Source organism: Psychromarinibacter halotolerans (genome assembly GCF_029168315.1).
In the GTDB taxonomy this organism is placed as follows: Bacteria; Pseudomonadota; Alphaproteobacteria; order Rhodobacterales; family Rhodobacteraceae; genus Psychromarinibacter; species Psychromarinibacter halotolerans.
Genome location: NZ_JARGYD010000019.1, coordinates 22619 through 33610 on the forward strand (window position 1 = coordinate 22619; position 10992 = coordinate 33610).

Sequence of the window (10992 nt, forward strand, 5' to 3'; positions counted from 1 at the left end):
CCCGGTCAGGCGGCGCCGATCATCTCGGCCTGGCGCACGATCACCTCGGCCTGCTTGATCGAGGCGATGTCGACCAGCCGGCCCTTGTAGACCGTCGCGCCCGATCCGCTGGCCTTGGCGTCTTCCATCGCGGCAAGGATCTCGCGCGCTTCGGTGACCTTCTCGGCGGACGGGGTGAAGACCTCGTTCGCCAAGGCGACCTGCTTGGGGTGGATGGCCCATTTGCCGACCATGCCCAGCGTGGCGGACCGGCGCGACTGGGCGATGAACCCATCGTCGTCCGAGAAGTCGCCGAACGGGCCGTCGACCGGCAGAACGCCGTGGGTGCGGCAGGCGGCGACGATGGCGGCCTGCGCCCAGTGCCACGGGTCCGGCCAGTACCGCTGGCCCTCGCGCACCATGTAATAGTCTTCCTGCGTGCCGCCGATCCCGGTGGTCTGCATCCCCATCGAGGCGGCGAAATCGGCCGCGCCGAGGCTCATGGCCTCAAGGCGCGGGGAGCCGGCGGCGATGTCCTCCACATGCGCGATACCGGCTGCACTTTCTATGATGACTTCGAACTTGATCGGCTTCTCGCGGCCCGTGGCGCGTTCCGCCGCCGTGACCAGCGCGTCGACCGCGTACAGGTCGGCGGCGCATCCCACCTTGGGGATCATGATGCGGTCCAGCCGGTGCGACGCCTTCTCGACCACCTCGATCACGTCACGGTACCAATAGGGCGTGTCCAGCCCGTTGATCCGCACCGACAGCGTCTTGTCGCCCCAGTCGATGTCGCCGATCGCGTCGATCACGTTGGCCCGGGCCTGCACCTTGTCATCGGGCGCGACCGAGTCTTCGAGGTCAAGGTTGATCACGTCCGCCGCGCTGGCTGCCATCTTCTCGAAGATCGCGGGGCGCGAGCCGGGGCCGAACAGCTGACAGCGGTTCGGACAGGCAGGGGCGGCAGGCTGTATGCGGAAGGACATGGGAACCTCGTCGCAATAAGATTTCAAGTTCGGCGCAGATCTTGGTATATTGTTACCTTCGCGTCCGCAACCCGGTTTTTCGACACCGCCGCTCGGGGCAGCAGGTCCGCGCGCTAAGCCGTGCGCGCATCGGTGTTTTCAAACTGCACATCTTTCGAGCAAGCGACGATCTGCCGGAGAATCTTCGCACATCTCGGGGAAACGACGCAGAGATTTGCGCGCCGGCCCTGCAAACCGGCGAACTTGGCAAACATCCTCGACATGCCTGTCGTTAGACTATGTCGTCAGAAAACGGAGAAACGCGCAATGATCGAGACCCCTTATCTTCTGTTCCTCGGAGATGCCCCTGACGGTCTGGCGGCCAAGGTCGCCCAAGGCATCAAGGACTGGCGTCCCCAATACGCGCTGGGCCAGTACCGGATGGACGGCTGCAAGGCGGATCTCAAGATCGAGGACATGGACCTTGCCGCCGCGAAGGCCGCCGGTGCCAAGACGCTGGTGATCGGCGTGGCCAACCGGGGCGGCGTGATCAGCCAGGAATGGAAGAAGGTGCTGATCGCGGCGCTGGAAGAAGGCTTTGATCTGGCCTCGGGCCTGCACAATCTGCTGCGCGACGAACCCGATCTGGCCGCCGTTGCCAAGTCCTGCGGTCGTGAACTGCACGACGTGCGCGTGCCGTCGGTGCAATACCCGATCGCCAACGGCAAGAAGCGGTCGGGCAAGCGGTGCCTTGCGGTCGGCACGGACTGTTCGGTCGGCAAGATGTACACCGCGCTGGCGATGGACAAGGTGATGAAGGAACGCGGCCTGAAGTCGTCGTTCCGCGCCACCGGCCAGACCGGCATCCTGATCACCGGCGACGGCGTCCCGCTGGACGCGGTGGTCGCGGATTTCATGGCCGGTTCGATCGAGTATCTGACCCCGGACAACGACGACGACCACTGGGACATGATCGAGGGGCAGGGCAGCCTGTTCCACGTCTCGTACTCGGGCGTGACGATGGCGCTGGTCCACGGCGGTCAGCCCGACGCGCTGGTGCTGTGCCACGAACCCACCCGCACCCACATGCGCGGTCTGCCGGATTACGACCTGCCGACGCTGGAGACGCTGCGCGACACCGCGCTGCCGCTGGCGAAGGTGGCGAACCCGGCCTGTCAGGTCGTCGGCGTGTCGATCAACACCGCCGGCATGGGCGAGGACGAGGCGCTGTCGTACCTTGAAAAGGTCGAGAAGCAGATGGGCCTTCCCACGGCCGACCCGTTCCGTCAGGGTGCCGAGCGTCTGGCCGACGCGCTGGACGCCATCTGATCCGCCGGGTCTTCGACCGGACAGCAGCGGGGGCCGTCATGGCCCCCGAACTATTACAGACAGGGAACGCGCCATGAAACTCGACATCACGCAGGACGCCTTCAAGATCGCGGGCAGCTTCGTCATCTCGGGGCGCGGAGACAAGACGCCGTGGGTGCGGACCGAGGCGTGGGTGCTGACCGTTACCATCGAACGCGACGGGATCGTGGGCCGGGGCGAATGCACGCCCTATCCACGCTACAACGAGACGCTGGAAAGCTCGACCGACGAGATCCGCGCCGTCGAGGCGCAGTTGAAGGCGGGGCTGGACCGGCAGGGACTGTTGGCCGCGATGAAGGCAGGCGCCGCGCGAAATGCCGTCGATTGTGCGTTGTGGGACTGGGAGGCGAAGGCCGCTGGCAAACGCGTGTGGGAGCTTGCCGGACTGCCCGAACCGAAACCCGTGCCCACGGTATTCACCCTGTCGCTGGGCGAACCCGACGACATGCGCGCCAAGGCCGCCGAGAACGCGCACCGCCCGGTGCTGAAGGTCAAGCTGGGCGGCGAGGGCGACATCGCCCGCCTGCGCGCCGTGCGCGAGGGGGCGCCGCAGTCGCGTATCGTGATCGACGCGAACGAAGGCTGGACGCTGGACACCTACCGCGAGATGGCTGGCGTTCTGCCCGAGCTTGGCGTGGACATGGTGGAACAGCCCTTGCCTGCCGGGGACGATGGCGCGTTGCTGGGCATCGACCGCCCGTTGCCGGTGTGTGCCGATGAAAGTTGCCACGACCGCACGTCGCTGCCGAAGCTGACGGGCAAGTATGACATCGTGAACATCAAGCTGGACAAGACCGGCGGCCTGACCGAGGCGCTGGCGCTGCGCGAGGCGGCGCTGGCGGAAGGCTATGACGTGATGGTGGGCTGCATGATGGGCTCGTCGCTGGCGATGGCCCCGGCGCAACTGGTGGCGCAGGGGGCGACGGTGGTCGATCTTGACGCGCCGCTGCTGCTGGCGACCGACCGCGAGGATCCGATGTTCTACGACGACGCGGGCGTGCATGCCCCGTCGGCGGCGCTGTGGGGCTGACACGCGCGCAGGCGTGCCTTGCGCGGTAGGGGGCAAGCTTCTATAGCCGCGCGCGACAGGTCCCCCCGAAACACGGAGCAGTCCCGATGATCCTTGACCGCCGCACCTTCCTTCTGGCGTCCGTCGCCGCCGTCGGAGCTGGCTTGCTTCCGTCCATCGGCCGCGCTGCCGCCGGGTATGCGCCCCGTCCCACGGGCTGGCGCGCCTTTTCCCTGACCACCAAAGTCGATCTGCCGCGCGCGGGTGCGCCTGCGCAGGCGTGGGTGCCGGTTCCGTCGCTGACGGCGGACGACTGGTTCCGTCCGGGCGACACGACCTTCACCACCACCGCCGACCGCGCACGGCTTGTGATGGATGACGCGCAGGGCATCGCCTTTGTCCACGCCGAATGGGACGCGGGCGACACGCCGGCCACGCTAGAGGTCGTTTCGCGCGCCGCCACCCAAAGCCGCGCGGTTCCGCTTGAGCCCACGGGTGCTGCGCTGTCCGACGCGGAACGCGCGCGCCAGACCGCGCCGACCGACCTGATCCCGACCGACGGCATCGTGCGCGAGACGGCCTTGATGATCACCGACGGCCTGTCCGACGATCTGGCCAAGGCGCAGGCGATCTACCAGTGGGTCATCGAAAGCACCGAGCGCAACCCCGAGACGCGTGGCTGCGGGCTGGGCGACGTCGCCTCGATGCTGACGCTGGGCGATCTGACCGGCAAATGCGCCGACCTGAACGCGCTGTATGTCGGGCTTGCCCGCGCCGCCGGACTTCCCGCGCGCGACCTGTACGGGTTGCGGGTGGCGCCGTCGGCCTTTGGGTACAAAAGCCTTGGCGCCGGGTCCGAGACGGTGACGAAGGCGCAGCACTGCCGCGCCGAGGTGTTCGTGGACGGCATCGGCTGGATTCCGACCGACCCCGCCGATGTGCGCAAGGTCGTGCTGGAAGAACCGCCGAAGACCCTGACGCTGGCCGACCCCGAAGTACAGGACGTCCGCGCGGCGCTGTTCGGCGCGGCCGAAGGCAACTGGCTGGTCTACAACGATGCACATGACGTGGTGCTGCCGGGGTCGTCGGCGGGAACGCTGCCGTTCCTGATGTACCCCCACGCCGAGATCGACGGGGTGGAGCAGGACGAGCTGTCGCCCGACGATTTCGCCTACACCATCACCGCGCGCGAGATCGTATAGACCTCCGCCCGGTTACACCGATGCGGCCAGATCCATGTGCCGCACAAAGCGCGGATCCTTCGCGGGGTCCGCGCCCGTCGCTTCCGCCAGCCGCACGACGTAATCCGCGCAGCACAAATGGTGCAGCCGCGCGACGCCGGGGATCGCCATCGCCTGTGTGTACAGCGGGTCGAAGCGGTCGGCATAGGACAGGGCGGACAGGTCCTGAACTTCGTTGCGGTTGTAGTTGTCCCAGAACTCGTCGGTATAGCGGTCCCGCCCGGCCGAGGCGCTGGGAACGCCGCGCTTGAGCGCGTAGCTTTCCGGGGTGCGGGTGATGTAGTGGTTCATCTGCGCGCCCAGATGCGTCACCCTGTCCGGCGCCGTCGCCCTCTGTGCTGCGCCGTCTGGATTGTAGCGGCCCAGCTTGCGCCCTTCGCCATCCAGCCAGACTTTGCCAGCCTGTCCCCATGTGCCCGGGCCGACATAGCGTTGCGGGCTATGGGCCCCGAAGACGGCGAATTCCAGCGGTCGGCGGATCAGCGACTTGAACGAGGTGTTCGCCTTGTGCTGCGTCTCGGCCGCGCGGGTAAACTCGCGGTGCTGTAAGGCGTCCTCCCACGTCTCGTGCCCCGAGTTGCCGAAGCATTTCCAGTGAAACCCGATGCCGTGAAACCGGTTGTCGGAGGTGTCGCCAAGATAGCCGCCGACGGTGCCGTCGCCGATGTGGAAGACAAGGAACTCGTCCACGTCGCAAAGCAGCAGCCACTCATGCGCGGCGGTCTGAGGGTGGTTGCGGATGGCGCGGTGCGCGGTCCGCTTGGGCGGCGTGCCGGGGTCGGGCGAATGGGTGGTATGTGACAGCCAGCCCGCATCATGCAGCAGGTTCAGCAGCTGTGGCGAATGATCCGTGCAATCGTTCGTCGCGACCAGCACGTCGAAGCCAAGCATCCGGTACCACGTGACCCACTCGACCAGAAAGGCGCCCTCGTTCCGCATTCCGGCGGCGACGAGAAACTCGGAATTCTGTGTCATACCCCGTGTCCCCATACCGCGGCGCCACTGACGGCCTTCCGTCGCAGGTATACCCGCACGGCGCGCCGCTTAAAACGGCGCGTCTGCCCAAGGTTGACCGGGCGCGGCGCGACTGCCACTGTCCGCGCCGGGATGGCAACGGCGGGCGCTTATGGACCTTCGAAACCAGGTGATCGGGCTGATCCGGTTTTCCTTTGCGACGATCGGAAACTTCTATCCGGGCTTCGACACGATCGAGGACATGGAAGCCTTCCTGTTCGCACCCGACAGGCTAGAGCGTCGCTTCCGCCTGTTCGAGGTTTACTGCCTGCCTTCGCTGGCACAGCAGACTGACGCGGATTTCACCTGCATCCTTCTGGTCGGCGCCAACATGCCGGCCGAATGGAAAGAGCGGCTGCGCGCCCTTTGCGCGGACGTCCCCGCCATCCGCATCACAGAGGCCGAGCCGCAGCACCATTATGCCGGCATCCGCGCCGCCTTTGCCGAGATCCCGACCGAGGGGTTCACGCACCGGACCACGTTCCGCTTCGATGACGACGACGCGCTGGACAACGGCTTTATCGCGCGGCTGAAGGACGTCGCCCCCCGCGCCGCGGCGCTGGGCGGCATCGACAACCCGACCGCCATCGCCCACAACCTTGGCTTCTACCTTGAGCGGCGGGACGACAAGACGCTGGTCTATCCGACCTGCGAACGTACGCCGATCAGCGTTGGCGCGGCGCTGATCGCGCCGGTCAGCTGGCGCGACAACATCTACAAGGTGGATCACCGCCAGCTGCCGCAGTTCTTCAACGCGTGGTCCGACACGCAGCACTATGCCTATGTCCGCACGATCCATCAGGACAACAAGGCGAACCCGCATCGCACCGGCGAGAAGCTTCAGCTTCCCAACAAAGAGATCGACGCGATCCTGCGCGAAAACTTCGGCCGCAAACTTGGGGCGTTCAAGCACATCGACTAGGCCCGGAGGTGCCGCCGGGGCACGGGCAATACCGGGGCGGGCCATCGCTCTCGTTTCGCCACTGGCAAAGCGCGGGTTTCGCTGATAGCTGCCGATACATGACGACGTCATCCAGTTCAGACAACTTGCGCGGCGCGGCGCTTATGGCGGGCTCTATGGCCTGCTTCACCATGAACGATACCGCGATGAAGGCGCTGTCCGATGAACTGCCGATGTTTCAGGCGGTGTTCCTGCGCGGCATCGCCACCTCGGCCTGGATGTACCTTCTGGCGCGGGCGCTGGGCGGGTTGCGCTTTGACTTCTCGCGGCGCGACTGGACGCTGATCGCGGTCCGCAACGTGGCCGAGGTCGGCGCGGCCTTCTTCTTCGTGTCGGCGTTCTTCAACATGCCGATCGCCAACGCCACCGCGATCCTACAGGCCATGCCGCTGACGGTGACGTTGGCCGGCGCGCTGTTTCTGGGCGAGGCCGTGGGCTGGCGACGCCTAAGCGCGATCCTTGTCGGCTTTGCAGGCGTGATGCTGATCGTCCGACCTGGAGGCGAGGGGTTCAATCACTATTCCCTGTACGCGCTGGCGGCGGTGGTGCTGGTGACCGTGCGGGACCTGCTGTCGCGCCAGTTGTCGGCTGACGTGCCCTCGATGACCGTGGCGTTCTTCAACGCCGTGTCCGTGATGGTGTTCTTCGGGATCGGCTCGATGTTCATCGAATGGCGCCCGGTATCGGGGCTGGCGGCCATGCAGATGGGCCTTGCGTCGGTGTTGCTGATCGGCGGCTACGTCTTCTCGGTCTCGGCTATGCGGGTGGGCGAGGTCGCCGTCATCGCGCCGCTGCGGTACACCAATTTGCTTTGGGCGCTGCTGCTGGGGTTCGTCGTGTTCGGGGACTGGCCAGACCGTCTGACGCTGTTGGGCGCGGCGGTCATCGTGGCGACCGGCATCTATACTTTCTACCGTGAACGCAACCTGCGCCGGGCACCGCCCAAGGCGCTGCGAGTGCGTTGACATCCGGCCGCGGCCACCCCATTTCCAGGTCACGCGCCGCCCAGGTTGACGCGCCGGAGGCCCGGCTGTTGACAAGGGTCGGGACTCACCCTATACGGCGCCCACTTGGGCAGGGGGCCTCCTGCCTTTAACAGAACTGTAGTGGTCAAGATCCGGGCGTATGCCTCGATCCTCTGAATGCCCACCGCATCGTTCCCGCGAACGGGGACGGGGGCGGTTTTCGTGTTTTGCGGACGCGCGGAGCACGCCAGATGAACCGGGGACGCGCGCCCCAGAGATGAACATGAAGTGTTGCAACACGGGGAATAAACCGGAATGCCAACGATCCAACAGCTGATCCGCAAGCCGCGGCAGCCCAAAGTCAAAAGGTCCAAGTCCCAGCACTTGGAAAGCTGCCCGCAAAAGCGTGGCGTCTGCACGCGCGTCTACACGACGACGCCGAAGAAGCCGAACTCGGCCATGCGTAAGGTTGCCAAGGTGCGCCTGACGAACGGCTACGAGGTCATCAGCTACATCCCCGGTGAAAGCCACAACCTTCAGGAACACTCGGTTGTCCTGATCCGTGGCGGCCGTGTGAAAGACCTTCCGGGCGTTCGTTACCACATCCTCCGCGGTGTTCTGGATACCCAGGGCGTCAAGGATCGTAAGCAGCGCCGGTCGAAGTACGGCGCCAAGAAGCCGAAATAAGAGGATCTGACAGATGTCCCGCCGTCACGCTGCTGAGAAACGCGAGATTCTGCCCGACGCCAAGTATGGCGATCGCGTGCTGACGAAGTTCATGAACAACCTGATGATCGACGGTAAGAAGTCGGTCGCAGAAAGCATCGTCTACAACGCCTTCGAGCGCGTTGAGGGCAAGCTGAAGAAAGCTCCCGTGGAAGTGTTCCACGAGGCGCTGGACAACATCAAGCCGGCCGTCGAGGTCCGCTCCCGCCGTGTTGGTGGTGCGACCTACCAGGTTCCGGTCGAGGTGCGTCCCGAGCGTCGTGAAGCGCTGGCGATCCGCTGGCTGATCACCGCCTCGCGCGCCCGCAACGAGAACACCATGGAAGAACGCCTCGCAGGCGAGCTGATCGACGCCGTGAACGGCCGTGGTTCGGCCGTGAAGAAGCGCGAAGACACCCACAAGATGGCCGACGCGAACAAAGCGTTCAGCCATTACCGCTGGTAATTCAGATCTAAGGGCCCTCCAATGGCACGCGACTACCCCCTCACGCGCTACCGTAACTTCGGTATCATGGCGCACATCGACGCCGGTAAAACCACGACGACCGAGCGGATCCTGTACTACACCGGACGCTCCCACAAGATCGGCGAAGTCCACGATGGCGCCGCCACGATGGACTGGATGGAGCAGGAGCAGGAGCGTGGCATCACGATCACCTCTGCTGCCACGACCACGTTCTGGCAGTGGCAGGAAGATCCGACCGAGGAAGGCACCTCGGACACGAAGTTCCGCTACAACATCATCGACACGCCCGGCCACGTTGACTTCACCATCGAGGTCGAGCGTTCGCTTGCCGTTCTCGACGGTGCGATCTGCCTGCTGGACGGCAACGCCGGCGTTGAACCGCAGACCGAAACCGTGTGGCGTCAGGCTGACCGCTACGAAGTTCCGCGCATCGTGTTCGTCAACAAGATGGACAAGATCGGCGCTGACTTCTTCAACTGCGTGAAGATGATCAAAGACCGCACCGGCGCGACCCCCGTTCCGGTGAACTTCCCGATCGGCGCGGAAGACCAGCTTGAAGGCATCGTCGACCTCGTCACGATGGAAGAGTGGGTCTGGAAGGGTGAAGACCTTGGCGCGTCCTGGGTTCGTGGCCCGATCCGCGACGAACTGAAGGACCTGGCCGACGAGTGGCGCTCGACCCTGATCGAGAACGCCGTCGAGCAGGACGACGCGGCGATGGAAGCCTACCTTGAAGGCGAAGAGCCCGACGTCCCGACCCTGCGGAACCTGATCCGCAAGGGCACGCTGTCGCTGTCCTTCGTTCCGGTTCTGGGTGGTTCGGCCTTCAAGAACAAAGGTGTCCAGCCGCTGCTGAACGCCGTTGTCGACTTCCTGCCGGGTCCGCTTGACGTTCCGCCGTACATGGGCTTCTCGCCCGACGACGAAACGGAAGAGCGTAACATCGCGCGTCACGCTGACGACGAAGAGCCCTTCTCGGGCCTCGCGTTCAAAATCATGAACGACCCGTTCGTCGGCTCGCTGACCTTCACCCGGATCTACTCGGGCGTCCTCAAGAAGGGCGACTCGATCATGAACTCCACGAAGGGCAAGAAAGAGCGCATCGGTCGTATGATGATGATGCACTCGAACAACCGCGAGGAAATCGACGAAGCGTTTGCGGGCGACATCATCGCGCTGGCCGGTCTGAAAGAGACCACCACCGGTGACACCCTCTGCGACAGCCAGAAGCAGGTCGTGCTTGAAACCATGACCTTCCCGGATCCGGTCATCGAAATCGCGGTCGAGCCGAAAACCAAGGCCGACCAAGAGAAGATGTCCGCCGGTCTGCAGCGTTTGGCCGCCGAAGACCCGTCCTTCCGCGTCGAAACCGACCTCGAGTCGGGCCAGACCATCATGAAGGGCATGGGCGAACTTCACCTCGACATCCTGGTCGACCGCCTGAAGCGCGAGTTCAAGGTCGAGGCGAACATCGGTGCGCCGCAGGTGGCCTACCGCGAGACCATCTCGAAAGAGGTCGAGCACACCTACACTCACAAGAAACAGTCGGGTGGTTCGGGTCAGTTCGCCGAGGTCAAGCTGGTCATCACTCCGACCGAGGCCGGCGAAGGCTACTCGTTCGAGTCGAAGATCGTCGGCGGTGCGGTTCCGAAGGAATACATCCCGGGTGTCGAAAAAGGCATCAAATCGGTCATGGACTCCGGTCCGCTGGCTGGCTTCCCGGTGATCGACTTCAAGGTCGCTCTGATCGACGGTAAGTTCCACGACGTGGACTCCAGCGTTCTCGCGTTCGAAATCGCCGCCCGTATGGGGATGCGCGAAGGGATGCGGAAAGCCGGCGCCAAACTGCTGGAACCGATCATGAAGGTCGAGGTGATCACGCCGGAAGAGTACACCGGCAACATCATCGGTGATCTGACCTCTCGTCGTGGTCAGGTGCAGGGCCAGGAGAACCGCGGCAACGCGATCGCCATCAACGCCTTCGTGCCGCTGGCCAACATGTTCGGCTACATCAACAACCTGCGCTCGATGTCCTCGGGCCGCGCGCAGTTCACGATGCAGTTCGACCACTACGACCCGGTGCCGCAGAACATCTCGGACGAGATCCAGTCGAAGTACGCCTAAGTGCGGTGCGTGGGAGACCACGCACCCTACCCCGTAGGGTGCGCATTCATGCGCACCGCCAGAGAACAAGGAGGCCATCATGGCTAAGGAAAAGTTTGAACGTAACAAACCGCACGTCAACATCGGCACGATTGGCCACGTTGACCACGGCAAAACGACGCTGACGGCGGCCAT

At 64.7% G+C, this 10992-nt stretch carries 11 protein-coding genes; 9 read left to right on the forward strand and 2 right to left on the reverse strand.

Translation table 11 applies throughout. The annotated features are described in order from the left end of the window. Positions 1–5: 5 nt before the first annotated feature. Entirely contained in the window at positions 6–965 is a 960-nt protein-coding gene (locus P1K30_RS23095) for an L-malyl-CoA/beta-methylmalyl-CoA lyase (protein WP_275635104.1), read from the reverse strand. A gap of 306 nt (positions 966–1271) precedes the next feature. On the opposite strand from P1K30_RS23095, the gene dgcN reads away from it, so the two are divergent. The 3 genes from dgcN to P1K30_RS23110 all read left to right on the forward strand — a co-directional run bounded on the left by dgcN (position 1272) and on the right by P1K30_RS23110 (position 4523). Then, a complete protein-coding gene (gene dgcN / locus P1K30_RS23100) occupies positions 1272–2273 on the forward strand; it encodes an N-acetyltransferase DgcN (RefSeq protein WP_275635105.1) in 1002 nt (333 codons plus the stop codon). Between the two features lie 73 nt (positions 2274–2346). After that, a complete protein-coding gene (gene dgcA / locus P1K30_RS23105) occupies positions 2347–3342 on the forward strand; it encodes an N-acetyl-D-Glu racemase DgcA (RefSeq protein ID WP_275635106.1) in 996 nt (331 codons plus the stop codon). Between the two features lie 86 nt (positions 3343–3428). Then, a complete protein-coding gene (locus P1K30_RS23110; protein WP_275635107.1) occupies positions 3429–4523 on the forward strand; it encodes a transglutaminase-like domain-containing protein in 1095 nt (364 codons plus the stop codon). 12 nt (positions 4524–4535) lie between these two features. Here P1K30_RS23110 and P1K30_RS23115 read toward each other — a convergent pair whose 3' ends face one another. Continuing rightward, the gene (locus P1K30_RS23115; protein WP_275635108.1) at positions 4536–5537 is read right to left on the reverse strand and encodes a glycosyltransferase family 2 protein; all 1002 of its coding nucleotides are present in this window, start codon (positions 5535–5537) and stop codon (positions 4536–4538) included. A 151-nt stretch (positions 5538–5688) separates the two neighbouring features. Between P1K30_RS23115 and P1K30_RS23120 the strand changes: the two genes are divergently transcribed. The 6 genes from P1K30_RS23120 to P1K30_RS23145 all read left to right on the forward strand — a co-directional run. Then, complete coding sequence (locus tag P1K30_RS23120) at positions 5689–6498, forward strand: glycosyltransferase (protein ID WP_275635109.1); 810 nt, start codon at positions 5689–5691, stop codon at positions 6496–6498. 98 nt (positions 6499–6596) lie between these two features. Next, complete coding sequence (locus P1K30_RS23125; protein WP_275635110.1) at positions 6597–7502, forward strand: DMT family transporter; 906 nt, start codon at positions 6597–6599, stop codon at positions 7500–7502. A 315-nt stretch (positions 7503–7817) separates the two neighbouring features. Then, a complete protein-coding gene (gene rpsL, locus P1K30_RS23130) occupies positions 7818–8189 on the forward strand; it encodes a 30S ribosomal protein S12 (RefSeq protein ID WP_025311764.1) in 372 nt (123 codons plus the stop codon). A 13-nt stretch (positions 8190–8202) separates the two neighbouring features. After that, positions 8203–8673: a 30S ribosomal protein S7 gene (gene rpsG / locus P1K30_RS23135; protein ID WP_275635111.1), complete on the forward strand. Its 471-nt coding sequence runs from the start codon at positions 8203–8205 to the stop codon at positions 8671–8673. A gap of 21 nt (positions 8674–8694) precedes the next feature. Further along, the gene (fusA, locus tag P1K30_RS23140) at positions 8695–10818 is read left to right on the forward strand and encodes an elongation factor G (protein WP_275635112.1); all 2124 of its coding nucleotides are present in this window, start codon (positions 8695–8697) and stop codon (positions 10816–10818) included. A gap of 79 nt (positions 10819–10897) precedes the next feature. Next, positions 10898–10992, forward strand: a 95-nt coding sequence (locus tag P1K30_RS23145) for a GTP-binding protein (RefSeq protein WP_034866829.1), incomplete at its 3' end; no start/stop codon positions are given.

What these genes read in the sequence shown, in the direction of transcription:
- P1K30_RS23095 (WP_275635104.1), bottom strand. Translation starts at nt 965, where the DNA reads ATGTCCTTCCGCATACAGCCTGCCGCCCCTGCCTGTCCGAACCGCTGT.
- dgcN (WP_275635105.1), top strand. Translation starts at nt 1,272, where the DNA reads ATGATCGAGACCCCTTATCTTCTGTTCCTCGGAGATGCCCCTGACGGT.
- dgcA (WP_275635106.1), top strand. Translation starts at nt 2,347, where the DNA reads ATGAAACTCGACATCACGCAGGACGCCTTCAAGATCGCGGGCAGCTTC.
- P1K30_RS23110 (WP_275635107.1), top strand. Translation starts at nt 3,429, where the DNA reads ATGATCCTTGACCGCCGCACCTTCCTTCTGGCGTCCGTCGCCGCCGTC.
- P1K30_RS23115 (WP_275635108.1), bottom strand. Translation starts at nt 5,537, where the DNA reads ATGACACAGAATTCCGAGTTTCTCGTCGCCGCCGGAATGCGGAACGAG.
- P1K30_RS23120 (WP_275635109.1), top strand. Translation starts at nt 5,689, where the DNA reads ATGGACCTTCGAAACCAGGTGATCGGGCTGATCCGGTTTTCCTTTGCG.
- P1K30_RS23125 (WP_275635110.1), top strand. Translation starts at nt 6,597, where the DNA reads ATGACGACGTCATCCAGTTCAGACAACTTGCGCGGCGCGGCGCTTATG.
- rpsL (WP_025311764.1), top strand. Translation starts at nt 7,818, where the DNA reads ATGCCAACGATCCAACAGCTGATCCGCAAGCCGCGGCAGCCCAAAGTC.
- rpsG (WP_275635111.1), top strand. Translation starts at nt 8,203, where the DNA reads ATGTCCCGCCGTCACGCTGCTGAGAAACGCGAGATTCTGCCCGACGCC.
- fusA (WP_275635112.1), top strand. Translation starts at nt 8,695, where the DNA reads ATGGCACGCGACTACCCCCTCACGCGCTACCGTAACTTCGGTATCATG.